This is a genomic window from Streptomyces sp. NPDC104202, from assembly GCF_055584185.1.
The window spans coordinates 77,101-101,767 of record NZ_JBVJMN010000006.1 but is presented as its reverse complement, the minus strand read 5'-3'; the positions used below and the strand labels follow the sequence as shown (position 1 = coordinate 101,767).

Annotated in this window: 20 protein-coding genes; 7 read left to right on the top strand and 13 right to left on the bottom strand. The window is 74.7% G+C overall.

Features of this window, described 5'->3' with window-relative positions; genetic code table 11:
- Positions 1–62: 62 nt before the first annotated feature.
- From ACZ60W_RS06360 to ACZ60W_RS06335, 6 genes are all read right to left on the bottom strand, one after another.
- A complete protein-coding gene (locus ACZ60W_RS06360; protein WP_469754211.1) occupies positions 63–743 on the bottom strand; it encodes a GntR family transcriptional regulator in 681 nt (226 codons plus the stop codon).
- 47 nt (positions 744–790) lie between these two features.
- Positions 791–2,176 carry an aldehyde dehydrogenase family protein gene (locus ACZ60W_RS06355; RefSeq protein ID WP_469754210.1) on the bottom strand — a complete coding sequence of 462 codons (1,386 nt, stop codon included), beginning with the start codon at positions 2,174–2,176 and terminating at the stop codon, positions 791–793.
- A gap of 106 nt (positions 2,177–2,282) precedes the next feature.
- On the bottom strand, positions 2,283–3,191 hold the full coding sequence (locus ACZ60W_RS06350; protein ID WP_469754209.1) for a dihydrodipicolinate synthase family protein: 909 nt from the start codon (positions 3,189–3,191) through the stop codon (positions 2,283–2,285).
- Positions 3,192–3,269: 78 nt separating this feature from the next.
- Entirely contained in the window at positions 3,270–4,781 is a 1,512-nt protein-coding gene (locus ACZ60W_RS06345) for an FAD-dependent oxidoreductase (RefSeq protein WP_469754208.1), read from the bottom strand.
- Positions 4,762–5,076, bottom strand: a complete 315-nt coding sequence (locus ACZ60W_RS06340; protein WP_469754207.1) for a (2Fe-2S)-binding protein — start codon at positions 5,074–5,076, stop codon at positions 4,762–4,764. The genes ACZ60W_RS06345 and ACZ60W_RS06340 overlap by 20 nt, the downstream gene beginning before the upstream one ends.
- 34 nt (positions 5,077–5,110) lie before the next feature.
- Entirely contained in the window at positions 5,111–6,268 is a 1,158-nt protein-coding gene (locus ACZ60W_RS06335; RefSeq protein WP_469754206.1) for an NAD(P)/FAD-dependent oxidoreductase, read from the bottom strand.
- A 208-nt stretch (positions 6,269–6,476) separates the two neighbouring features.
- Here ACZ60W_RS06335 and ACZ60W_RS06330 point away from each other — a divergent pair, with 208 nt between their 5' ends.
- From ACZ60W_RS06330 to ACZ60W_RS06310, 5 genes are read left to right on the top strand one after another with little or no spacing between them, the layout of a single operon-like run.
- Positions 6,477–8,219 carry an ABC transporter substrate-binding protein gene (locus ACZ60W_RS06330; protein ID WP_469754205.1) on the top strand — a complete coding sequence of 581 codons (1,743 nt, stop codon included), beginning with the start codon at positions 6,477–6,479 and terminating at the stop codon, positions 8,217–8,219.
- Between the two features lie 26 nt (positions 8,220–8,245).
- Positions 8,246–9,205 carry an ABC transporter permease gene (locus ACZ60W_RS06325; protein ID WP_469754204.1) on the top strand — a complete coding sequence of 320 codons (960 nt, stop codon included), beginning with the start codon at positions 8,246–8,248 and terminating at the stop codon, positions 9,203–9,205.
- A complete protein-coding gene (locus ACZ60W_RS06320; protein WP_469754203.1) occupies positions 9,202–10,188 on the top strand; it encodes an ABC transporter permease in 987 nt (328 codons plus the stop codon). Before ACZ60W_RS06325 ends, ACZ60W_RS06320 begins: the two co-directional genes overlap by 4 nt.
- Positions 10,188–11,192 (top strand): ABC transporter ATP-binding protein, encoded by a 1,005-nt coding sequence (locus ACZ60W_RS06315; protein ID WP_469754202.1) that lies wholly within the window; start codon positions 10,188–10,190, stop codon positions 11,190–11,192. The genes ACZ60W_RS06320 and ACZ60W_RS06315 overlap by 1 nt, the downstream gene beginning before the upstream one ends.
- Positions 11,189–12,175 carry an ABC transporter ATP-binding protein gene (locus tag ACZ60W_RS06310; protein WP_469754201.1) on the top strand — a complete coding sequence of 329 codons (987 nt, stop codon included), beginning with the start codon at positions 11,189–11,191 and terminating at the stop codon, positions 12,173–12,175. Before ACZ60W_RS06315 ends, ACZ60W_RS06310 begins: the two co-directional genes overlap by 4 nt.
- Before the next feature lie 59 nt (positions 12,176–12,234).
- On the opposite strand, the gene ACZ60W_RS06305 is transcribed toward ACZ60W_RS06310, so the two are convergent.
- From ACZ60W_RS06305 to ACZ60W_RS06285, 5 genes are all read right to left on the bottom strand, one after another.
- Complete coding sequence (locus tag ACZ60W_RS06305; RefSeq protein WP_469754200.1) at positions 12,235–13,173, bottom strand: ornithine cyclodeaminase family protein; 939 nt, start codon at positions 13,171–13,173, stop codon at positions 12,235–12,237.
- Entirely contained in the window at positions 13,170–14,132 is a 963-nt protein-coding gene (locus ACZ60W_RS06300; protein WP_469754199.1) for a proline racemase family protein, read from the bottom strand. Before ACZ60W_RS06300 ends, ACZ60W_RS06305 begins: the two co-directional genes overlap by 4 nt.
- Positions 14,133–14,221: 89 nt before the next feature.
- On the bottom strand, positions 14,222–16,594 hold the full coding sequence (locus ACZ60W_RS06295; protein WP_469754198.1) for a collagenase: 2,373 nt from the start codon (positions 16,592–16,594) through the stop codon (positions 14,222–14,224).
- A 194-nt stretch (positions 16,595–16,788) separates the two neighbouring features.
- Entirely contained in the window at positions 16,789–18,249 is a 1,461-nt protein-coding gene (locus tag ACZ60W_RS06290) for a flavin-containing monooxygenase (RefSeq protein WP_469754197.1), read from the bottom strand.
- Between the two features lie 185 nt (positions 18,250–18,434).
- Entirely contained in the window at positions 18,435–18,839 is a 405-nt protein-coding gene (locus ACZ60W_RS06285) for a MarR family winged helix-turn-helix transcriptional regulator (protein WP_469754288.1), read from the bottom strand.
- A 171-nt stretch (positions 18,840–19,010) separates the two neighbouring features.
- Here ACZ60W_RS06285 and ACZ60W_RS06280 point away from each other — a divergent pair, with 171 nt between their 5' ends.
- A complete protein-coding gene (locus ACZ60W_RS06280) occupies positions 19,011–19,847 on the top strand; it encodes a nitroreductase/quinone reductase family protein (protein ID WP_469754196.1) in 837 nt (278 codons plus the stop codon).
- A 139-nt stretch (positions 19,848–19,986) separates the two neighbouring features.
- Here the strand turns inward: ACZ60W_RS06280 and ACZ60W_RS06275 are convergent, their stop codons facing one another.
- Positions 19,987–21,537, bottom strand: a complete 1,551-nt coding sequence (locus tag ACZ60W_RS06275; protein ID WP_469754195.1) for an acyl-CoA synthetase — start codon at positions 21,535–21,537, stop codon at positions 19,987–19,989.
- Positions 21,534–22,643, bottom strand: a complete 1,110-nt coding sequence (locus ACZ60W_RS06270; protein WP_469754194.1) for an NAD(P)H-dependent flavin oxidoreductase — start codon at positions 22,641–22,643, stop codon at positions 21,534–21,536. Before ACZ60W_RS06270 ends, ACZ60W_RS06275 begins: the two co-directional genes overlap by 4 nt.
- 117 nt (positions 22,644–22,760) lie before the next feature.
- On the opposite strand from ACZ60W_RS06270, the gene ACZ60W_RS06265 reads away from it, so the two are divergent.
- Complete coding sequence (locus ACZ60W_RS06265) at positions 22,761–24,617, top strand: serine hydrolase domain-containing protein (protein WP_469754193.1); 1,857 nt, start codon at positions 22,761–22,763, stop codon at positions 24,615–24,617.
- The last annotated feature ends 50 nt before the right edge of the window (positions 24,618–24,667 follow it).

Here is a 24,667-nt window from a genome sequence, read left to right as displayed (position 1 = left end):
TCGGACCTTTCGCCCGATTGGTTCGGCTCTCGTGGCCGACGGGGCCGCGTGGCTCCCCGGGCTCAGCCCGCGGCCGGGCCGTCGCCCTTCGCCCACAGGGAGCGGACGTGCCCGAGGTGACGGGTCATGCACGCCTCCGCGCCCTGGGCGTCGCCGGCGAGCATGAGGTCGAGGAGTTCGAGGTGCTCCTCGGCCGAGGGGAGGAGGTCGCCGCTCTCGTCGAGGGCGGTGAGGCCGTAGAGCCGGGAGCGTTTGCGCAGGTCACCGACGGTCTCGACGAGGCGCGCGTTGCCGGCGAGGCCGAGGAGCGTCAGGTGGAAGCGACGGTCGGCCTCCAGGTAGCCGATGAGGTCGTGGTCGCGGGCGGCGCGGACGATGTCCTCGGCGACGGGGCGGAGCGCCTCCAGGTCCGCGCGGGCGGCGACGCGGGTGACCCTGCCGACGGTGGGGATCTCGACGAGCGCACGGATCTCGGTGTACTGGTCGAGGTCGCGCTCGTCGACCTCGGTGACCCGGAACCCCTTGTTGCGGACGGGCTCGACCAGGCCCTCGCGGGCGAGGTCGAGCATCGCCTCGCGGACCGGGGTGGCGGAGATCCCGAAGTCCTCGGCGAGCGTGGGCGCCGAGTAGACCACCCCGGGCCGCAGCTCGCCCGAGATCAGGGCGGCCCGCAGGGCGTGGGCGACCTGGTCGCGCAGCCGCTCGCGGGAGGCGTTGAGGTCGCGCTGGGTCAGGTGCCCCATGACGGTGGTGATCCCTTCGGTCCGTTCGACATCACCACCGTACGATGTCACGCCCCGGGGCCCGCCGGTGCCAGGGTGTACGTCCGCTCCGAGGTGTAGAACTCCAGGGCGGCGGCGCCCTGCTCGCGCGGTCCGTGGCTCGACGCCTTGGCTCCGCCGAACGGCAGGTGGAAGTCGACGCCGGTGGACGGGGCGTTGATCCGGACCATGCCGGTGTCGAGCAGGTCCAGACCGTGCAGCGCGGTGTTCAGGTCGGCCGTGTGGACGGAGGTGACCAGCCCGTACGGCACGGAGTTGGTGATCCGGACCGCGTGCGCCAGGTCGTCGGCGGCGATCAGGGAGGCGACGGGACCGAAGACCTCCTCGCGCAGCAGCGGGTGGCCCGGGGAGACCTTCTCGACCAGGGTGGGGGCGGCGAACCAGCCGGGCCGGTCGGGCACGGTGCCGCCGGCGAGGACGGACAGGCCCCGGGTCGCCTCGGACACCCGGTCGCGGGCGGCCTCGTGGACGAGCGGCCCGCACACCGTGGAGGGGTCGGCGGGGTCGCCGACGGGGACGGCCCGCAGCGCCTCGCAGAGCGCCTCGCGCAGCGGGTCGAGCGCGGCCCCCACGGCGACGACGCGGCTGGTGGCGGTGCACTTCTGGCCGGCGAAGCCGGCGATCGAGGCGGCGATGTGGGCCGCCGCCTGCCCGATGTCGGCGTCGGGCAGGACGAGCGCCGCGTTCAGCCCGCCCATCTCCGCCTGCGCCGGGATCCCGCGGGCGGTGGCCGCCCGGGCGACGGCCCGGCCGACGGGGGTGGAGCCGGTGAAGGAGACGACGTCGGCGGCGGAGACGAGCGCGTTGCCCTCGGTGGCCCCGCCCGGCAGGACCGTGAACACCGCGTCGGGCACCGCGGCCCGGACGATCCCGGCCAGGCGCCGGGCGCACGCGGTGGCCTCGGGGGCCGGCTTGAGGACGACCGTGTTCCCGGCCGCGAGCGCGGGGGCGGCCTTCCAGGTCGGGATGGCGAAGGGGAAGTTCCACGGGGTGACGAGCCCGGCCACGCCGTGCGGGCGGCGGCGGGTGAGCAGCAGCCCGGCGCCGGCGGCCGTCTCGTGGACGGCGCCGACGGGGAGGAAGGGGGCCTGGGCGTAGTAGCGCCAGATCGCGGCCGTGCGGGCGACCTCGGCCCGGGCCTCGGCGAGGGGTTTGCCGACCTCGCGCACGGCGAGGGCGGCCAGTTCGGCGGCGGCGGCCTCGATGCCGTCGGCGACCGCGTCCAGGGCGGCGGAGCGGGCGGCCGCCCCGGCGCGCAGCCAGGCGGGCTGGGCGGCCCGGGCGCGTTCGACGGCGTCGACGACCGCGAAGGCGCCGGGGGCGGGGAGCGTCAGGAGGACGTCGGCCGGGTCGGCCGGGTTCCTGGACGTGAGGAGGGGAAAGGCGTCGGTCACGGGAGTGAGCCTCCGGGAGGGGTGCGTCCGGGTCGGGAAGGGGGCCGCGCGGCACCGGTGCCGGTCGCGCCCGGCGCTCGGTTGCGGGGTGCCGCGCGGGCCGGTGTCAGCGGTGGCCGTCGGCGAGGGCCTTCTCCGTGGCGGTGCGGACTCCGGCCTCGATCGCCCCGGTGAGCGGGTGGCGCGGCGGGCGGGTCGGTCCGCCGGGGCGGCCGGCCAGGTCCATCGAGAGCTTGATGGCCTGGACGAACTCGGTCTTGGAGTCCCAGCGGAGCAGGGAGTGCAGGGAGGAGTAGAGGGGCACGGCCGTGGCCAGGTCTCCCGCGACGGCGGCGTGGTACAGCTCGGCGCAGCTCGCCGGGAGGGCGTTGGGGTAGCCGGCGATCCAGCCGACCGCGCCGGCCAGGGCCAGTTCGAGCAGGACGTCGTCGGCGCCGACGATCAGGTCGAGTTCGGGGGCGAGCTCGGCGATCTCGTAGGCGCGGCGGACGTCGCCGCTGAACTCCTTGACCGCGACGATGCTGCCGTCGGCGTACAGGCTCGCCAGGAGCCCGGGGGTGAGGTCGACCTTGGTGTCGATCGGGTTGTTGTACGCCACGATCGGGATGCCGACGCCGGCGACCGCGGCGTAGTGGGCGCGTACGGCCGCCGGCTCGGCGCGGTAGGTGTTGGGCGGCAGGAGGAGGACGGACCCGGCGCCGGCCTCCGCGGCCTGCTCGGCCCACCGGCGGGACTCGGCGCTGCCGTAGGCGGAGACGCCGGGCATCACGCGGGCCCCGTCGCCGGCGGCCTCGACGGCGGTGCGGACGACCCGGGCGCGCTCCTCGTCGGTGAGGGTCTGGTACTCGCCGAGCGACCCGTTGGGGACCACCCCGTCGCAGCCGTGGGCGATCAGCCAGGCCACGTGCTCGGCGTAGGCGTCGTGGTCGACCGTGAGGTCCTCGCGGAAGGGCAGGGTGGTGGCGACCATGATGCCGCGCCAGGGTCGGTCGGTGGTCCAGGTGGTGGTGGCCATGTCGAGATCACTTTCTGTAGTGTGTGACATTTTACAGAGGGCTGAAGAGAGCCCAGGGGCTCTCGCAGGAGGGGCGGGTCAGGGGGTTCCTGCGGCGGGCTCGCCCGGCCCGGCGGACTCCGCCGGGCCCTCCGGTGCACCGGGCCCCTCCAGGCCGGCGAGCACGGAGAGCGGGACGGGCACGGCCAAGGGGCGGCGTTCGGCGACGGGTTCGGCCGCGGCGCCCCGCGCGGCGAGGCAGGCGACGGCCGTCCCGCACATCCGCCCCTGACACCAGCCCATGCCGGCGCGGGTGAGGAGCTTGACGGTCCGCGCGTCGCGGGCGCCGAGGTCGGCGACCGCCTCGCGCACCCGCCCCGCGGGGACCTCCTCACACCGGCAGACGTCCGTGTCGTCGCTCAGCCACGCGGGCCAGCCGTGGCCGGGGGCGTGGGCCGCGGACATCACGTCGGCGAAGACGCGCATCCGGTCCCGGCGGCGGCGCAGCACGGCGCTCCGGGCGCCGGACGCGGGGCGGGCGCGCAGGCGGTCGGCGATCGCGCGGGCCGCCAGCTCACCCTCGGTCCGGGCGAGTTCCGCGCCGCCGACCCCGCCGGTCTCCCCCGCCGCCCACAGTCCGGGCACCGAGCTCTCCTGGGAGGCGTCCAGGGCCAGGCCGAGCGTCCCGTCGGGCAGCGGCCGGGTGGCGCAGCCGGCGGCGGTGGCCAGCTCGATCTGCGGGACGAGTCCGTGTCCGACGGCCAGCGCGTCGCAGGCGATCCTGCGGTCCGTGCCGGGCAGGGGCCGCCAGTCGCGGTCCAGGCGGCCGACGGTCACGGCCTCCACGCGGTCGGTGCCGTGGACCTCGGTGACGGCGCTGCGGGGCAGGACGCGGACCCGGTGGCGGAGCAGCGCGGCGCCGTGCGCGAGGGCTTCCGCCGCCTTCCGGGGATTGGCGGCGAGGGCCCGGGGCGCACGGGCGTACCGCAGGTATCCGGCCGCCTCGACGACCGCCGGGACGCGGGCGCCCGCGGCGGCGAGCGAGGAGGCGACGGCGAGGAGCAGGGGGCCGCTGCCGGCCACGACGATCCGGCGGCCGGGCAGGACGAGGCCGGACTTGAGCATGGCCTGCGCTCCCCCGGCGCCCACGACGCCGGGGAGGGTCCAGCCGGGGAAGGGCAGCTGGCGCTCGTACGCCCCGGTGGCGAGGAGCAGGGCGCGGGCCCGCACCCGGGCGGGCCGTTCGTCGGCGCCGTCGGCGCCGGTGACCGCGTGCACCGTCCAGGTCCCGTCGGCCTCGCGGACGACGGACCAGACGTGGTGTCCGGAGAGGTGGACGACGGCGCTCCGGGCCAGGCGGCGGCGCAGGTCGGAGAAGGCGGACCAGTCGTGGTGGAGGGCCTCGGGGCGCACGGCCCCCAGGGCGGGCGCCGGGTGGCGGTAGAACTGGCCGCCGGCCTGGGGCGAGGCGTCGATCAGGGCCACGGAGAGGCCGAGTCCGGCGGCGGTCACGGCTCCGGCGAGTCCGGCGGAGCCCGCGCCGACGACGGCGACGTCGTGGAGGGCGCCGGGCGCGTCCGGGGCGTCCCGGTCAGACGGCGAGGCGGCCATGGCCGTGTCCTTCCTGGGTGGTGATCGCGTCGCCGGGGCGGGCGGGGACCAGGCAGGCGCGGCGGTTCGGTTCGCCGTTGACGGTCGCGAGACAGTCGTAGCACTGGCCGATGCCGCAGAAGGCGCCGCGTGGGCGGCCGCCCTCGCGGGTGGTGCGCCAGGCGAGGATCCCGGCGCCCCAGAGGGCGGCGGCGACGGTCTGGCCCGGCAGGGCGGTCACCGGCCGGCCGTCGAAGGTGATCCGGAACGGCGGATCGGGCTGTGCGCCGACGAGGTCGGCGGGGGTGCGGGCCACGGGCCCTCCTCTCGTGTCGGGGTGCGCGCGTGCCTCAGGGCGCGGGCGGGGTGAACCGGTCGGGCCGGAACGGGTGGATGTCCAGGGGCGGTTCGGCGCCGGTCAGGCAGGCGGCGACGATCTGTCCGGTCACCGGGGCGAGCCCGATCCCGGCCCCCTCGTGGCCGCAGGCGTGCAGCAGTCCGGGGAGGCGCGGGTCGGGTCCGATGGCGGGCAGGTGGTCGGGCAGGTAGGGGCGGAAGCCGAGGTAGGTGCGCATCGCCCGGACGGAGCCGAGGACCGGGAAGAGGGCGGTGGCCCCGGCGGCGAGGCGGCGCAGCACCTCCGGGGACAGGCTGCGGTCGAATCCGACGCGTTCGCGGCTGGCGCCGATGAGGACCGGTCCGGCCGGGGTGCCCTCGACGACCGCCGAGGTCTGGAGCGCGGCGGAGCCGCTGGCGACGTCGGCGACGTAGTCGGCGGCGTACACCTTGTGGCGGACCACGCGCGGCAGCGGTTCGGTGACGAGGACGAAGCCCCTGCGGGGCAGGACGGGCAGGTGGACGCCGGCGAGTTCGGCGAGCGCGCCGCTCCAGGTTCCGGCGGCGTTGACGACATACGGGGCGTAGAGCTCACCGGCGGTGGTCCGGACGCCGCGCAGATCGCCGGCCGGTCCGGTGAGCAGGCCGGTGACCTCCTCCCCGAGGCGCAGCAGGATCCGTTCGCGGCCGTGGCGCAGCAGTTGGGCGGCGGCGTGGGCGGGCATCACCTGGGCGTCCTGCGGATAGTGGAAACCCCCCGCGAGTCCGGGAGCGAGGTGCGGCTCCAGATCATGGAGCCGCTCCCCGGGCACCTCCCGGGCGGTGACACCCGCCTTCTCCTGTCGGGCCGCGAACTCCCGCAGGGCCTTCATGCCCGCCTCGCCCGAGGCGACGACGAGGCCCCCCTTGGCCTCGTACTCGACCTGCGGCGGGAGCAGGCCGGCCAGTTCGCGCCACGACGCGGTGGCGTGCAGCGCGAGTTCGAGCTCGGGTCCGGGCTCCTTGTCGGAGACCAGGAGGTTCCCCTCGCCCGCTCCGGTCGTTCCGCCGGCGACGGGACCGCGGTCGACGACGGTGACGGTGAGGCCGGCGAGGGCGGCGTAGTGGGCACAGGCCGCGCCGACGACGCCGGCGCCGATGACGAGGACGTCCGAGGTGTTTCTCGTGGGCACGGCAGTAATATTTCACATGGCACAGAAGTTGCCAAGACCCTGCGAGGGAGCATCGCAGTCGGCGTGGAGCCCGCCGCACCACCCTCCGGACACGGATGGATAACGGAGCCACCGGCACCTTGTCAGTACAATTTCACATTACTATGTTACAGGTCACATTCCAGCCGTCACCGGCTGTCCGAACCCGCTGCTCCCGGAGTGACCCCTCATGAACAAGCGCACGTACACCGTGGCCATCGCCCTGGTGACGACCCTGGCCCTCGGTTCGACCGGCTGTTCCCGCGGCGGGAAGGCCGACCGGCCCGGGGACCGGAAGAACCCCGCGCTCTCCCACGCCGGCGCGGCCGTCGGCGGCACCCCGCAGCGGGGCGGCACGCTGACCGTCCTGTCCAACCAGGACTTCACCCACCTCGACCCCGCCCGCAACTGGGTCATGGGCGACATGGGCTTCGGCACCCGGCTGCTGTACCGCACCCTCCTCACCTACCGGGCCGCCCCCGGCGCGCAGGGCGGGGAGCTGGTGCCCGACCTCGCCGAGGACCTCGGGACCTCCTCCAACGGAGCGCGGACCTGGACCTTCCGCCTCAAGGAGGGGCTCACGTACGAGGACGGGACGCCCATCACCGCCCAGGACGTCAAGTACAACGTCGAGCGCTCCTTCTCGCCCGACCTGCCCGGCGGCCCCGACTACGCGGCCCGCTACCTGGTCGGCGCCGAGGGCTACCAGGGCCCCGCGAAGGGCCGCCGGCTCGACTCCGTGAAGACCCCCGACGCCCGCACCATCGTCTTCGAACTGCGCAAGCCCTTCGCCGAGTTCGCCTACGCGACCGCACTGCCCACCTTCTCGCCGGTCCCGCGGTCCCGGGACAAGGGCCCCCAGTACGACAACCGCCCCTTCTCCTCCGGCCCGTACAAGATCGAGTCGTACGCCCGGGACAAGCGGCTCGTCCTGGTCCGCAACCCGCACTGGGCGCCGGGGACCGACACCGTCCGCAAGGCCTACCCGGACCGGATCGTCGTCACCATGGGCCTCAAGGCCAACCAGATCGACGACCGTCTCATCGCCTCCGGCGGCGCCGACGCCTCCGCCGTCTCCTGGGACAAGCTCCGCCCCGAGTCCACCCCCAAGGTCCTCACCCGGCCCGACGTCCGGGCGCGCCTCCTCGCCGAGTCCACCAGCTGCACCGAGATGGTGCAGATGCACACCGGCCGCGCGCCGTTCGACGACGTCCGGGTCCGCAAGGCCGTGCAGTACGCCCTGGACCGCGAGGCCGTCCTGACCGCCTCCGGCGGCCCCGCCCTCAACGACCCGGCCACCGCCCTCATGCCCGCCTCCCTCTTCGGCGGCAAGCAGCCCGACACCCTGGGCATCCCGCTCACCGGCGACGTGGAGAAGGCGAAGCGGCTGCTGAAGGAGGCGGGCCGGGCCGGCGGCTTCGCGACGAGCATCACCGTCTCCAACGGCGACAAGTCGGTGGGCGAGGCGATCCAGCAGTCCCTCGGCCGGGCCGGGATCAAGGTCACCATCGAGACCGTCGACCCCTCGGCCTTCTACGACACGATCGGCGACACCAGGAACCGCACGGACCTCGTCTACACCGGCTGGTGCCCCGACTTCCCCTCCGGCTCGACCTTCCTGCCCTTCGTCTTCGACGGCCGCTTCATCAAGGAGAAGGGCAACTCCGGCAACCACTCCCTCTTCCGCGACGACGCCACCATGCAGCGGATGGACGCCATCGCCGCCATGACCGACGCCGCGCGGGCGAACCGGGCGTGGCAGGAGCTGGACGGCGCCATCCTCGCCAAGGCACCCACCGCCCCCGTCGTGATCGAACGCAAGCCGCTGCTGCTCGGCACCAACATCGCCGGCGCCTTCGGCCACACCTCCTTCGGCGGACAGATCGACTTCGGGGCGATCGGCCTCAAGGACCCGGCCCGGAGCGCGGGCTGAGGAGGGGCGGACCGGAGGAGAATCCCATGACCACCACGTCTCCCCCCGCGGCCGCCGGCTCCCCGGCCCCCGCTCCCGCCCCGGAGGCGGGCCGCGGACCGTGGCGGCTCGTCCGCGCGGAGCTGCGCCGCCGGACGTCCGTGAAGATCTCGCTCGCCGTCGTCGCGTTCTTCGCCCTCCTCACCGTCGCCGCCCCGCTGATCGGCGGGCTGGGCGGCTGGGGCCCCGAGGAGTTCGACAAGAACGCCGTCGACCCCTACCTCGGCGGCCAGCCCATCGGGCCGCTCGGCGGCGTCTCCGCCGAGCACTGGCTCGGCGTCGAACCCGTCACCGGCCGCGACCTGTTCGCCCGGGTCGTGCACGGCGCCCAGGTGTCCCTGCTCATCGCCTTCGGGGCGACGGCGATCGTCGTCGTCGCCGGCACCGCGGCCGGCATCGCCGCCGGCTACTTCGGCGGCCGCACCGACACCGTGCTGTCCCGGCTGATGGACCTCACCATGTCCTTCCCCTCCCTCATCTTCATGATCGCGATGATGTCGGTGGCGCGGGACGTCAACCGCGTCGCGCTCATGACGGCGGTCATCGGCCTCTTCGGCTGGCCCGGCATCGCCCGCGTCGTCCGGGGCCAGACCCTGTCGCTCAAGCACCGCGAGTACGTCGACGCCGCCCGCGTCGGCGGCTCGGGGCCCTGGCGCATCCTGGGCCGCGACATCCTGCCGGGGGTCGCCGGCCCGGTCATCGCGTACACGACGCTGGTCGTCCCGGGCATGATCGCCACCGAGGCCGCCCTCAGCTACCTCGGCGTCGGCGTCCGCCCGCCCACCCCGTCCTGGGGCCAGATGATCGCCGAGAGCGTCGCCTACTACGACACGGACCCCATGTACTTCGTCGTCCCCAGCGTCTGCCTCTTCCTCACCGTGCTCGCCTTCACCCTGCTGGGGGACGCGCTGCGCGACGTCCTGGACCCGAGGGGCGGCGGCGCGTGATCGTCTACCTCGGGCGACGGCTCCTGGGCGTCCTCGGCGTCCTCCTGGCCATCGCCGCCGTCACCTTCACCCTCTTCTACGTCCTCCCCTCCGACCCGGCGGCCGCCGCCTGCGGCAAGGCGTGCAGCGACGAACGCCTGGAGGCGATCCGCGCCCACATGGGCCTGGACGCCCCGCTGTGGCGGCAGTTCGCCGACTTCGTCACCGGCGTCTTCACCGGCCGCACCATGGGCGGCGGCGACTACGCCCTGCGCTGCGACTTCCCCTGCCTGGGCTACTCGTACGAGAACAGCCAGGGCGTCTGGGACCTGCTGGTGGACCGGCTGCCGGTCTCCGCCTCGCTCGCCGTGGGCGCCGCCGCGCTCTGGCTGGTGCTCGGGCTCGCCGCCGGGGTCACCGCCGCCCTGCGCAAGGACACGCTGACCGACCGGGCCCTCATGGTCGGCGCGGTCGCCGCCGCCTCGCTGCCCGTCTACTTCACCTCGGTGATCCTCATCTACGGCCTCATCCGGGTCGCCGGACTGCTCCCCTACCCCCAGTACGTGCCGCTCGGCTCCGACCCCGTCGGCTGGGCCGCCAACCTGCTGCTGCCCTGGCTCGCCCTCGCGGTCCTGTACGCGGCGATGTACGCCCGGCAGAGCCGCGGCTCGATGATCGAGTCCATGGCGGAGCCGTACATCCGCACCGCACGCGCCAAGGGCCTGCCCCGGCGCACGGTGGTCGTCAAGCACGGGCTGCGCGCGGGCCTGACGCCGATCCTGACCATCTTCGGCATGGACCTGGGCGGGCTGCTCGCCGGCGCGGTGATCACCGAGTCCCTCTTCGGGCTGCCGGGCGTCGGCCGCCTCTTCTACGGGGCCCTGTCCACCGGCGACCAGCCCGTCATCCTCGGCGTCACCCTGCTCGCCGCCACCTTCATCGTCGTCGCCAACCTGGTCGTCGACCTGCTGTACGCCGTCGTCGACCCGCGAGTGAGGTACTGATGGGCCCCTCCGCCCCCCTCCTGTCGGTCCGTGACCTGACGGTCGTCTTCCCGACCCGGCGCGGCCCCGTCCGGGCGGTCGACTCCCTCTCCTTCGACGTACGGGCCGGGCGCACGCTCGGCATCGTCGGCGAGTCCGGGTCCGGGAAGTCCGTCACCTCGCTCGCCGTCCTCGGCCTGCACACCGGCGCGGAGGTCACGGGCTCCGTCTCCCTGGACGGACGGGAGCTGATCGGGCTGCCCGAGCGGGAGCTGAACCGGCTCCGCGGCCGCAGGATGGCCATGATCTTCCAGGACCCGCTGTCCAGCCTGCACCCGTACTACACCGTCGGCGAGCAGATCGCCGAGCACCACCGGGTCCACTTCGGCTCCCGCCGCGGGGCCGCCCGCCGGCGGGCCGTGGAGGCGCTCGGCGAGGTCGGCATCCCCGAGCCGCGCCGCCGGGCCGGCGAGTACCCCCACCAGTTCTCGGGCGGCATGCGCCAGCGGGTGATGATCGCCATGGCCCTGGCCTGCGAGCCGGACCTGCTGATCGCCGACGAGCCGACGACCGCGCTCGACGTCACGGTCCAGGCGCAGATCCTGGAGCTGCTCGCCCGTCTCCAGGAGGAGCGGGGACTCGCCGTCGTCATGATCACGCACGATCTGGGGGTGGTCGCCCGGGTCGCCCACGACGTCCTGGTGATGTACGGCGGACGGGGCGCGGAACAGGCCCCGGTGGATGCCCTGTTCGCCTCCCCCGCCCACCCCTACACCCGGGGCCTGCTCGACTCGCTGCCCCGGCTCGACGACCCCGACGACGCCCCGCTGCGGGCGATCCCGGGCAGCCCGCCCTCCCTGCTCGACCCGTCGCCCGGCTGCGCGTTCGCTCCCCGCTGCCCCCGCGCCGCCGCCGGTTCCGCGGCCGAGCGGGCCCGCTGCACGGGCGAACGCCCGCGGCTGCACGGCCCGGACGGACATCCCGCCGCCTGCCACTTCCCCGCGTACGAAGGCGTTCCCTCATGACGACGACCACCACGGCTCCGCCCCTGCTCAGCGTCCGGGACCTGACGGTGACCTTCCCCGGCCGACGGGCCCGGTCGGCGCCCGTCCGGGCCGTCGACGGCGTCTCCTTCGACGTGGCGGCCGGCGAGACCCTCGGCCTCGTCGGCGAGTCCGGCTGCGGGAAGTCGACGACCGGGCGCACGATCGTCCGGCTCCAGGAGCCGACCGCCGGCACCCTGACGTACGACGGGCGGGACCTCGGACGGCTCTCCCGGCGGGAGCTGAAGCCGCTCCGCCGGGACCTCCAGATGGTGTTCCAGGACCCGCACTCCTCCCTCAACCCCCGGCAGACGGTGGCGCGGATCATCTCCGATCCGCTGCTCGTCCACGGGAGTTCGAAGGCGGACGCCCGCCGCCGGGCCGTCGAGCTGATGGAGCTGGTCGGGCTCATCCCGGAGCACGTCGACCGCTATCCCCACGAGTTCTCGGGAGGCCAGGCCCAGCGCATCGGCATCGCCCGCGCGCTGGCCACCGGCCCGCGGCTGGTCGTCGCCGACGAGCCGGTCTCCGCCCTGGACGTCTCGGTGCAGGCGCAGATCGTCAACCTGATGGAGCGGCTCCAGCGCGAACTGGGGCTCGCCTACCTGTTCATCGCCCACGACCTGTCGGTGGTGAAGCGGGTCTGCGACCGGGTCGCCGTGATGTACCTCGGCCGGATCGTCGAGATCGGCGCCAAGGAGCGGGTGTACGCGGCTCCCGCCCACCCGTACACCCGGGCGCTGCTCTCCGCCGTGCCGCTGCCCGATCCCGCGGCGGAGCGGGCCCGGGAGCGGATCACACTGCTCGGCGACCCGCCGAGCCCGGCCGCCCCTCCGCCGGGCTGCACCTTCCACCCGCGCTGCCCCAGGGCCCGGGAGATCTGCCGGTCGGAGGCCCCGCCGCTGCGGGTCGCGGTCCCTGGCGAGGCCCGTCAGGTCGCCTGCCACTTCCCCGGGGACGCCTGAGCGTGCCGAACGCCCCCGGTCCCGCTGGTGCGGGGCCGGGGGCGATCTCGGCGGTGGGGTCAGAGGCCGGCGAGCGCCGCGTCGTACAGGGCGCCGGCCACGGCGAGGTCCTCCCAGGCCATGCCGACGCTCTTGAAGAACCGCGGCCGGCCGGCCACCGGCGTGCGGCGGCCGGTCACCAGCTCGGCGAGGTCGCCCGCGATGTGGTCCTCCTCGATCGCGCCCTCGGCGGTCGGGACGAGCAGGTCCCCGGCCTCGCGCAGGGCCGCGCCGCGCGCCTCGACGAACACTTCGGAGCGGGCGACGAGCGCGGTGTCCGTCTCGCGGGCGTCGGGCTCGTGCGAGCCGACGGCGACGACGGTGGCGCCGGGTGCCACCAGCCGTCCGTCGAAGAGGGGTTCGCGGGCCGTGGTGCAGCAGACGACGAGGTCGGCTCCGGCCACGTCGCCGGGCGTCCCGGCGCGGGCGGGGACGCCGAGGCTCCGCGCGTATCCGGCGAGGGTGCGCGCGCCGATCGCGTCGCGCCCGACGACGACGGCGTCGGCGAGCGGGCGGGCCGCGTGGACCGCCTCCAGGTGGCCGTACGCCTGGGGGCCGGTGCCGAAGAGCACCAGCCGCAGCGGCCGGTCGTCGGCCGTCAGCCGGCGCACGGCGAGCGCGGACACCGCCGGGGTGCGCAGCTCGGTGAGGGCGGCGCCGTCGAGGAGGGCGAGCGGCCGCAGGGTCGTCCCGTCGAACAGCAGGTAGGAGCCGGTGATGCGGGGCAGTCCGAGGGCCGCGTTCCCGGGCGCCACGCCCGCGATCTTCACTCCGGCGTATGGACCGAGGGCGGCCGGCATGAGCAGGAGTTCGCCGGCCGGGACGGCGACGGAGGTGCGCGGCGGCGCGGACTCGGGGTCGAATCCGTCGTGCAGGACGGCGGCGAGGACGTCGGCGGCCGCCGCCGGGGTGAGCAGCCGGCGCACGGCCGGTGCGTCGATGCGGAGCAGGTCGTTCACAGCAGGAATCCCGTCCCCAGTGCGTCGTGGGGGTCGAGGACGAAGGTGTGGCTGCCGGTGCGGTGGGCGGTTCCGGTGACCTCGGTGACGCCGCCGGACAGCAGGCGTCCGGTGAAGACGGTGCCGGCGACCGACTGGTGGGTGAGCGTCTCCCCCGGGCCGAGGCGTCCGTCGTCGCCGAGGAGGGCCAGACGGGCGGAGGTGCCGGAGCCGCAGGGCGAGCGGTCGATCTGGCCGTCGGCGAAGACGGTGACGTTGCGCTGGTGCGGCCCGTCGGGGGTGTCGGGCAGGTCCTCGTAGAGGATGACGCCGTAGACGTCGTGCTCCGGGAGCGCGGCCCGGATCTCGCGTCCGGCCCGGACGAGCGCGGGGAGCGCCTCGCGGGCGGTGTCGAGGCCGAGGGCGGCGGCGGGCAGGGAGGCGTAGCAGGCGCCGGAGTCGGCGAGGTCGACCTCGACGGTGCCGTGCCCGGTGGTCACCGGCCTCTTGCGCGCGAGGACGCGGGTGGGGACGTTGCGGAAGGTGACGCCGGTGGTGCGGCCGCCGGCGCGGTGGACGGTGGCCGTGACGCGTCCCGAGGGCACGTCGACGCGGACGACGGCGTCGCCGTCGTCGGGGGCGCGGACGCGTCCGGTGTCGACGGCCCAGGCGCCGAGTGCCATCGTGCCGTGGCCGCAGGCGGTGGAGTAGCCGTCCTTGTGCCAGAACAGGACGCCGAAGTGGGCGCCGTCGTCGTCCGGCGGGACGACGAATCCGCCGTACATGCCGGAGTGCCCGCGGGGTTCGCGGACCAGGAGGCGGCGGAGCGGGTCGAGGGGGCCGCGTGCGCGCCGGGCGAGGGCGCGGCGCTCGGCGACGGTGTCGCCGGGGATCGGGGGCAGGTCCTCGTCGACGATCCTGAAGGGTTCGCCCGCGGTGTGATAGTCGGTGGTGCGGACGGTCAGCGGGGTGGTGCTCACGTACGGCCTCCGGGAGGGGCGTGCGGGGAGGGGCGGAGAGCCGGCCCGGCCCCTCCCGCGCGGGAGGGGCCGGGCCGGACGGTGGTGGGTCAGCTGCGCAGGGGGCCTTCGCAGGTGAAGTCCGACGTGCCGGCGACCCGGGAGGCCCAGACGTCGACGGGTCCGAAGGAGCAGTTCATGTCGGCGAGGTTGTTGGAGGCGGCGCCGGCGCGGTCGAGGAGGAAGTAGTCGACGGTCTCGGACATGTCCTTGAAGACCTTGTCCGGGTTGCCGGCGTCCGACAGGTTGGCGGTGATCCGGCCGGTGCAGCTGAAGCGGTGCTTGCCCGGTTCGCCGGCCTCGACGCAGTCGGGGTTGTTGTACGTGGCGGTGGCGAAGGCCGACCGGACGGCGGAGACGTCCGCGTCGCGCAGGCTCCCGTTCGCCGTGTACGTGGTGTTCGGCACGTACAGCCGGTCGATCTGGGCGATCTGCGCGTCGAGGAAGCGGTCGTACCCCTGCTGGAGGCCGGCGTCGGCGCTCAGCCGGTCGCGCCAGGCGTCGTAGGCGGCGACGTCGTCGTTCCGCAGGTGGGTGTACATCTCGCGGAGCAGCGAGGGGCGTTCGGTCCACAGGAACTCGAAGAAGGTGCCGGCGTAGTTGTAGAAGCGGAAGCCGTCGCCGGCGTAGGTGGCGTGGAGCAGCCGGCGCACGCTCATGCGCGGGCCGCCGCCGGCCGTGTCGTTGACGATGCCCCGGACCAGCGACTTGCGGACGGCGATGCCGTCGTCGCGGGTGGCGCCGTCGAAGAACTCGGCGGTGCCCTCGTCCATGGCGGTGGTGCGGTCGCCCTGGTACCAGGGGCCCTGTCCGAAGGTGCCGGGGACGGCGAAGCGGCCGTTGAGGTAGTGGACGTACTCGTGCCGGAAGAGCTCTTCCAGGGTGAGGCTGGAGTCCTGGGGGACGCGGCGCTGGTACGTGTAGAAGGTGGCGCCGTTCTCGATGTAGATGCCGCCGTTGTTCGTGTCGTACCCGGTGAGGATCGGGTGGTAGTTCTCGTAGTCGGCGCGGGAGGCGTACAGCACGATGTTCAGGGTGGTGTTGGTGTCGCCCGCGAGCGGCCGGTCGGTACCGAGGACGCGGTGGTACTGCGCCTTGACCTGCTTGCCGGCGTAGTAGAGCTGGTCGACGGTGGCCCGGTCGAGTGCGGTGCGGACCTTGATGGCTCCGTTGTCGTACGTGTAGGTGTACGGGAAGAGCTGCTTCTCGATGTCCGCCTTGCACACGCCGTACGGCTTGCACGCCTCGTAGAAGTTGAGCCAGGTGACGACCTTGGCCCACTGCTGGCTTCCGGTGCCGAAGGTGGTGACGACGGTGCCGTACACGCTGCCGAGGTCGGCGACGATCTCCGTCCTGAGGGCCGTGACCTGGCCGAAGCGGCCGTACTCGCTGAGGGCGTCGCGGGCGACCCAGGCGTTGGCGGTGCCCTTCAGGTGCGCGTAGCCCGCGAAGGCCCGGAAGGCGGCGCGGTACGAGGGGTCGGCGGCGACGGCCGTGTGGAAGGCGGTGTCCTGGTTGCCGGGGTAGACGCCGAGGTAGTTCACGGAGAGCGCGGCGAGCGCGGCGCCGGCCCAGGCGGCGTCGAGGTGGGTGGTCGGCCGGCCCGGGTCCATGGTGGCGAGGACCCGCTTGACCAGGCCGAGTTGGCGGTGGCGCAGGCCGGGTCCGCTGGCGGCGTAGAGGGCTTCGCGGAGGGTGTTCGCGTTGCTCCTGGTCACGTCGAAGGTGCGGGCCGCGTCGCCGAAGGCGGTGACGGCCCGGGTGATCGCGTCCACCGTGGGCGCGTCGGTGGTGTCGATCTCGCCGCGTGAGAAGTCGTGGTACACGACCGCGTGCAGGTAGGTGAACATCTCCTCCAGGTGGGAGGAGTTCCGGCCGTCGTGGGAGGCGGCCAGGCCGGATATGCGGCGGGCGACGGCCTGGACGTGGGCGTCGGACATCACGGGGGCGAGCCGGGCGTCCCAGGTCCAGATCAGTCCGCTGAGACAGCCGTCGGCGGTGACCGCCGGGTCGGCGAGGAAGTCGGCGAACCGCTCGGGGGCGAGGCCGGTGATCCCGTCCAGGGTGCACGGGACGCCGGCGGCGGTCTCGGTGGCGGCCGCGTTCGGGGCCGCCAGGGCGGCGGCCTTGCGGGCGGGAGCGGTGGCGGCCGGTGCGCGCCCGGGGACGCGGCCGGTGGCGAGGCCGCCGGGGGCGGGGGCGGGACCGAACGTCGTGCGGGACGCGGAGGCCACGTGCTCGACCTCGTCGAGCGGGTGGGCCCCGGTCGCCGCCTGCGGCGCGACGGCTCCGGGCGCGGGGGCCGGGGAGGGGATCCCTTCCGCGCTCGTCGCGGAGGCGCCGGTCTGGCCGACGGAGGCCATGAGGGTCACCGCGACGGCGGAGGCGAGCAGGGACGAGCGCACACGTTTGTGGAGGGACAAGGGGACTCCTGCCGGTGAGGGGGGTCGGGGTGGGGATGGGGTCCCTGAACGGGTCTGTTTCCTACGGCGTTTGACAGACGTTCATCGGACCGTGTGCGCTGTAACATAGTAATGTGAAATTGCACTGACAAGCCCCAGGGCGGCACCACTTCGACGGGCGGCCCCGCAACTACGCCCTCATGGGCATCAATCGGTCACCGGAACCGGAGTACGGCGTCCTCGATCGGGGCGCGGCGCAGGGCGCGACGGTCATGGAAGTAGTCGTTCCGGAAGCGCCACGGGCCTCTGGTCCCCTGCCGGGGCAGGACCGCGTCGGCGCGGACGACGTAACCGGACGTCAGCGAGGCGCCCAGGACCGACACCGGCGAACGGTCGGCCGCGGTGGCCACCGGGGTCACCACCGTGAGACCCCGGCGGCCCATGTGCGCCAGCAGCCGGCCCACGTACGCGCAGGCCAGATCGGCCTTCAGCGTCCAGGAGGCATTGGTGTAGCCGATGACCATCGCGAGGTTCGGCACGCCGTCCAGCAGGACGCCCTTGTAGAGCAGCCGGTCGCGCAGCACGACGGGCTCCCCGTCGACCGAGAGCGCCACGCCGCCCGCCAGCCGCATCCGCAGGCCCGTCGCCGTGACCACGATGTCGGCCGGGATCTCCTCGCCGGAGGCGACCCTGACCCCCGTCCTGGTGAAGGTCTCGATCCGGTCGGTGACGACCGACGCCCGGCCGCTCCGCAGCGCGGCGAAGAGGTCTCCGCCGGGCACCGCGCACAGCCGCTGGTCCCACGGCCGGTACGCCGGGGTGAAGTGCCGCATGTCGACGCCGTCGCCGAGCCGGGACCGCACCGCGCGCAGCAGCACGCCGCGCATGAGCCGGGGAGCCCGGCGGCACAGTGCGTACAGGGCGCTCTGCAGCACGATGTTGCGGGCCCGCCCCGCCCGCCGGACGAGCCCGGCCGGCACGCGCAGCCTGGTCAGCAGCAGCGAGAAGCGGTCGTCCGCCGGAAGGGTCAGCACGTACGACGGCGAGCGCTGGACCATGGTGACGTGCGCGGCGGTCTCGGCCATCGCGGGGACCAGGGTGACGGCGGTGGCGCCGCTTCCGACGACGACCACGCGCCTGCCCGTGTGGTCGAGGTCCTCGGGCCAGTGCTGCGGGTGCACCAGCGTGCCCTCGAACTCCTCCTCGCCGGGGAACTCGGGGCGGTGACCGGCGTCGTGGTCGTAGTAGCCGGTGGCGCCGACGAGGAAGCGGGCGGTACGGATCTCGGTCGCGCCCGTGGACTCGTCGACCGACTCGACGGTCCAGCGCCCCTCCTCGCCCGACCAGTCCGCCCGGACGACCCGGCGGCCGAAGCGGACGCGCTCGGAGACGCCGTGCGCGTCGGCCGTCTCCTGGAGATAGCGGCGGATGAGCCCGCCCTCGGCGAGCACCTTGCTGCCGTGCCAGGGGCGGAAGCGGTAGCCGTAGGTGGACATGTCCGAGTCGGAGCGCACCCCCGGATACCGGAACAGGTCCCAGGTCCCGCCGACCGCGCTCCGGCGCTCCAGGATGACGAACGTGCCGCCGGGGTTCTCCGCCAGCAGGTGACAGCCGGCCCCGATGCCCGAAAGCCCCGCGCCGACGATCAGCACGTCGACGTCCTCCCGCACCGCCATTCCCGCCTCTTCCCCGTCCGTCGCCCCGGCCTCCTCCGCGGCCGCCGGTGGGCATTCTGCCCGAGGCGGCGGACGGACCGGCGCACCGGGAGCCCCGCTCGGACGCACCGCTCCACCGGGGCCCGGGCGGGGCGGACCCCCGCGCGGGCCGGGGCCGGGCTCCGGCCCGCGCGGCCCCGGCGGGCTCAGGCGTCCTGGCCGGCGAGCCCGCGCTCGTACGCGGCGAGGGTGTCGACGAACATCCTGCGCTCGGCGGGGCTGAGGGGGCCGAGGGCCGCGCGCCAGGCGCCGGCACTGCGGCCGAGCCAGCCGTCGATGGCGGGCCGGTGGGCCGCGGCGATCGAGACGATCTTCCGTCTGCGGTCGGCGGGGTCCTCGGTCCGCTCCAGGACGCCCTGCCTGGCGAGGTCGCCGACCATCAGGCTCACGGTGGTGGGGGCGACCCCCAGCCGCGCCGCGAGCTCGTTGACGCCGAGCGGCCCGTCGAACAGCAGGTAGGCCAGGAGGGAGAGATGACGGGGGGCCAGGGCGAGCGACTGCAGCTCGTCCGGGATCCGGATGCGCTTGACCCGTCCGACCATGCGCGGCATGAGCAGCAGCAGCGTCCGGACGGCGTCGTCGACGTCGGGCCCGGCGCCGTTCCCGGGCACCCCGGCACCGCCCTCCCCCTCGCGTGCGGTTGACACCCTGCACCCTCCCTTTTAGCTTTGCTTTCAAAGCAAATAGATCTTCCGGGGTCGATGCTATCGAAGGGCACAGCCATGTCCGGGTTCAACCAGCAGGTCATCGAGGAGTTCCGCGCCCACGGCGGCCGCGTGGGCGGCATGTTCGAAGGCGCCTCCTTACTCCTCCTCACGACGACCGGCGCCCGCAGCGGGCGGGCGCACACCACCCCCGCCGTGTTCACGCGCGACGGCTCCAGGCTCCTCGTCTACGCGTCCGACGCCGGCGGGCCGCACCACCCCGCCTGGTTCCACAACCTCCGGGCCGACGCGCGGGTGGACGTGGAAATCGGCACCCCCGAGGGCACCGTGGAGCGGTTCCCGGCGACGGCAGTGGTGACGGAGGGCGAGGAGCGCGACCGGCTCTTCGCGGAACAGTGCGCCCGGGACCCCTCGTTCGCCGCCTACCAGGCCGGCACGGTCCGCCTCATCCCCGTGGTCGCCCTGTATCGCACGGACCTCGCCGACCCGGCCCGCCTGCGGGCCGTCGCCGCCCACCTGGTCACGGTGCACGACGGACTCCGCGCCGAACTCGCCGCCCTGCGCGACGGCCTGGAGCACGCACCGACCCTCGGGGGGCGACTCGCGCGCCACTGCCTCACCCTGTGCGGCGCGCTCCAGGCCCACCACCACAACGAGGACTCCGTCTTCGGCCTTCTGGAGCACCGGTTCCCCGAGCTCGCCGACTCGCTGGACCGCATGCGCCGCGAGCACCGCGCGGTCGCCCGCACGGTCGGCGAGCTGGAGGCCCTCCTCGCCTCCGGCGCCACCCCGGCCGTGCTGCGCGCCGAGGTCGACCGCCTCGCCGCCCGGCTGGAGGAGCACTTCGCCCACGAGGAGTCCCGGCTGCTCCCGCTGCTGGACCCCGGAGCCTGAGGGGCAGCCGCTCCCGGTGCACCTCCATCCGTCGCCCCCTGCGTCCCCTCGGCCGATCGCCGTCGCACGCCGTCCCGGACCGGCCGGGACGGGCCGGGACGGGCCGGTCCTCTTCCCGCGGGCGAGCGGCCGGAGGCGGTCAGAGCGGGCGTTCGTGGCCCTCCCAGTACGGGTCGCGGAGCCGGCGCTTGTAGAGCTTGCCGTTGGGGTCGCGGGGCATGACGGCGATGAAGTCGACGGACTTCGGGCGCTTGAAGCCGGCGAGGCGCTCGGCACAGTGGGCGAGGACCGCCTCCGCGAGGGCCGGCCCGGCCTCGTGCCCCTCGGCCGGCTCGACGACGGCCTTGACCTCCTCGCCCCAGTCGGCGTGCGGGATGCCGAACGCGGCGGCGTCGGCGACGGCGGGGTGGGCGAGGAGCGCCGCCTCGATCTCGGCGGGGTAGATGTTGACCCCGCCGGAGATGATCATGTCGATCTTGCGGTCGCGGAGGTAGAGGTAGCCGTCCTCGTCCAGGACGCCGAGGTCGCCGACGGTGAAGAAGTCGCCGATCCGGTTCTTCGCGGTCTTGGCCTCGTCCTTGTGGTAGCGGAAGCCCCCGGTGTTCATCTTCAGGTAGACGGTGCCGAGTTCGCCGGGCGGCAGCCGCTCGCCGTCGTCGTCGAGGACGGCGAGTTCGCTGATGGGCCAGGCCCGGCCGACCGTGCCGGGCCTCTTCAGCCACTCCTCGGCGGTGGCGAAGGCCCCGCCGCCCTCGCTGGCCGCGTAGTACTCCTCGACGCACCGGCCCCACCAGTCGATCATCCCGCGCTTGACGTGCTCCGGGCAGGGCGCGGCACCGTGGATGGCGTGGCGCATCGAGGAGACGTCGTACCGCTCCCGGACGTCGCCGGGAAGGGCGAGGAGGCGGTGGAACTGGGTGGGCACCATGTGGGTGTGGGTGCAGGCGTACCGGTCGATCAGACGGAGCATCTCCTCCGGCGCCCAGCGGTCCATGAGGACGAGGGGGTGGCCGATGTGCAGGGCGGCCGCGGCGAACTGGAGGACGGCGGTGTGGTAGAGCGGCGAGCAGACGAGATGGACGTTGCCGTCGGCCGGCCGGATGCCGAAGATGCCGAGGAAGCCTCCGAGAGGGGTCTCCTCGGGGAGCTTCCCGGGGAGGGGGCGGCGGATGCCGCGGGGCCGTCCGGTGGTGCCGGAGGTGTAGTTCATGACCCAGCCGAGGGTGCGGTCGGCGGGCGCGGCGTCGTCCTGGCCGTCGAGGAGCGCGGCGTACGGGCGGAAGCCGGGGACCGCGCCCACCGCGTACCGGTGGGAGGCGGCCAGTCCGGCCTCGTCGGCGGCGAGGGTGACCGTCTCGGCGAACCGCTCGTGCGCGAGGAGGACCTTGGCACCGGAGTCGGCGAGGATCCAGGCGATCTCGGGGCCCACGAAGTGGTGGTTGACGGGGACGAGGTAGAGGCCGGCCTGGGTGGCGGCCAGGTGGGCGGCGAAGAACTCGGGGCCGTTGGGCAGCACGACGGCGAAGGCGTCGCCGCGTTCCAGGCCGGCGGCGCGCAGCCCGTGGACGAGGCGGTTGGCCTCGGCGTGCAGACGGCCGGCGCTCCACTCCTCGCCGTCGGGCGCGACGAGGACCGTGCGCTCGGGCTCGGCGGCGGCCTGGGACCAGAATCCGGTGGGTCCGGTGCTCACTGGGCGCTCCTTCCGGCGATGCGGTTGATGCGGTCGACGGCCTGCTCGAAGCCGCGGGTGAGGTCGTCGACGACCTGCCGGACGCTGCGCTCGGAGTTCATCCGGCCGACGATCTGTCCGACGGGGGTGCCGAGGAGGGGTTCGACCTCGTGGCGCTGGATGCGGGAGACGGCCTCGGCGACCAGGAGTCCCTGGAGCGGCATGGGCAGGGTGCCCGGGCCCGCCGGGTCGTCCCAGGCGTCGGTCCATTCGGTGCGGAGCTGGCGGGCGGGCTTGCCGGTGAGGGCGCGGGAGCGGACGGTGTCGCCGGAACCGGCCGCGAGGAGCTTGTCGGTGAGGGCGCGGGAGTGCAGCTCCGCCTCGGTGGTGGTGAGCCAGATCGATCCGAGCCAGACGCCCTGGGCGCCGAGGGCGAGCCCGGCGGCGATCTGTTCGCCGCTGCCGATGCCGCCGGCCGCCAGGACGGGCAGCGGGGCGACGGCGTCGACGACCTCGGGCGTGAGGACCATGGAGGCGATCTCGCCGGTGTGGCCGCCCGCCTCGTATCCCTGCGCGACGACGACGTCGATGCCGGCCTCGGCGTGGCGGCGGGCGTGGCGGGCGCTGCCGGCCAGGGCGGCGACGAGGACGCCGTGGTCATGGGCGCGGGCGACGACGTCGGGCGGCGGGGATCCGAGGGCGTTGGCGAGGAGCCGGATGGGGTAGTCGAAGGCGACGTCCAGCTGGCTGCGGGCGACCTGCTCCATCCAGCCGGTGATCCGCCAGCCGGAGGCCTCGCCCTCGGCGAGTTCGGGGACGCCGTGCCGGGCGAGCGTGGCGCGGACGAACGCCCGGTGCTCCTCGGGGATCATGGCCTCGACCTCGGCCTCGGTGACCCCTTCGACCTTCTTGGCCGGCATCACGACGTCGAGGCCGTAGGGCAGGCCGTCGGTGTGCTCCTGCATCCAGTCGAGGTCGCGGGCGAGGTCGTCGGGCGCGGTGTAGCGGACCGCGCCGAGGACGCCGAACCCGCCCGCTCTCGTGAGTGCGGCGGCCACCGCGGGGAAGGGCGTGAAGCCGAAGATGGCGTGCTCGATCCCCAGGGTGCGACTCAGCTCCGTCTTCATGGGCGGCAGGATGCCGCAGCGGTCCGGCGGAGGGAAGACTTTTTCTGATGCATCGTCAGATTCTTTGCGGACGGCACGCCGGAGTTTCACCGCGGCCCTCCGTGGGAGAGGGTGGGCATGACGGACGACGGGACGAAGGACAGGGGTCCGAGCCGGCGCGCGTTCGGCGGCGGCGTACTGGCCCTCGGAGGTGCGGTGATGATCGGCACGGTGCCGGGGGCGGGGGCGTCCCCGGAGCGGGGGGCCGGCGCCACGGCCGGCGGCGGTGACGGGGCCGCCGACCGGGCCGGTCGCTTCACGGCGGCCCGGCGGACCACGCTGCGACGCGGTGCGGCCGGGCGGGCGGGGCTGCTCGCCCCGCATCTGGACCGGCTGGTGGCGGAGGCCGAGACCTTCCTCGGCCCCTCGCCCGTCCATCCCTGGTACGCGGGCGCCGTGCTGCTCGCCGGGCGCGGCGGGACCGTCGCCCTGCACCGGGCGATCGGATCGGCGGTGCGGTACGCGGCGTACGACGAGCGGACGGACACCGGCGTCGAGCTGCCGCCCGACCGGCGGGTCCCCATGACCGAGGACACGGTCTTCGACCTGGCGTCGGTGACCAAGCTCTTCACCTCGATCCTGGCGGTGCAGCAGATCGAGCGCGGGGCCCTGGAGCTGGAGGAGCGGGTCAGCGCGTACCTCCCCGAGTTCGGGGGCGGCGGCAAGCAGGACGTCACGGTCCGTCAGCTGCTCACCCACACCTCGGGGCTCCGCTCCTGGATCCCCCTCTACCGGGAGCCGACGCGGGAGGCGATGCTGCGGCTGGTGTGGGACGAGCGGCCCGCGCACCTCCCGGGGTCCGCGTACCTCTACTCCGATCTGAACCTCGTCGCGCTCCAGGTGATCCTGGAGCGGATCACCGCTCGTGGTCTGGACACCCTGCTCCACGACGAGATCACCGCTCCGCTCGGGATGCACCGCACGCGGTTCAACCCGCCGCTCTCGTGGCGCCCGGGGATCGCCGCCACCGAGGACGCCCGGCCCCCCTGGTCCGGCCTCGACCGGGGGATGGTCCACGGCGAGGTCCACGACGAGAACGCCCACGGCCTCGGCGGGGTCGCCGGCCACGCCGGGATCTTCTCCCGCGCCTGGGACCTCGCCGTCCTGGCCCGCACCCTCCTCAACGGCGGGGCGTACGGCAGCGCCCGCATCCTCTCCCCCGCCTCCGTCGAGCTGATGTTCACCGACTTCAACACCGCCTTCCCCGGCGACGCGCACGGCCTCGGCTTCGAGCTCCACCAGCACTGGTACATGGGGGCGATGGCCACCCCGCACACCGCCGGCCACACCGGTTTCACCGGCACCAGCGTCGTCCTGGACCCGACGACCGACTCCTTCCTGATCGTCCTCGGCAACTCCGTGCACCCCGTCCGGTCCTGGCGCTCCGGCTCCGCGCCCCGCGTCGCCGCCGCCGACGCCCTGGCGCGGGCGGTGCCGGTGCGCCGGGAGCGGAGCGGCGGCGCTCCCGGGGCGCCGACCCGGCCGGGCCACGGGCGGCCCCCCTGGTTCGCCGGAATGGCGAGCGACAGCACCGCGACGCTGACGTTGCCCCCCACACCGGCGGCCGCCCTGCTGCGGTGCGCGCTCTGGTGGGACACCGAGCCGGGGACCGACCCCGTCGTCCTGGAAGCCTCGGCCGACGGCGGCGGCACCTGGCGCCCCGTCCCCTTCACGACCGACGGGGACCTCGCGCACCCGGCCGGCTCGGTCGACGGCTGGTCCGGCCGCCGCTGGCACACCGTCGCCGCTCCCCTGCCCGCCGCGCACCCGCTGCTGCGCTGGCGGTACACCACGGACCGGCGCCATGTCGGCCGGGGCGTGTACGTGGACGGGCTGCGGCTCCTCGACGCCGCGGGGCGGACGCTGTTCGACGAGGCGCGCCCCGCGGACGGCGCGCGGATCGAGGCCCGCGGCTGGGAGCGGTCGGCGGACTGAGCCCGCGCCGGTGGCCTCGCCGGGCGGTACCGGCGGTCCGGCGGCCCCGT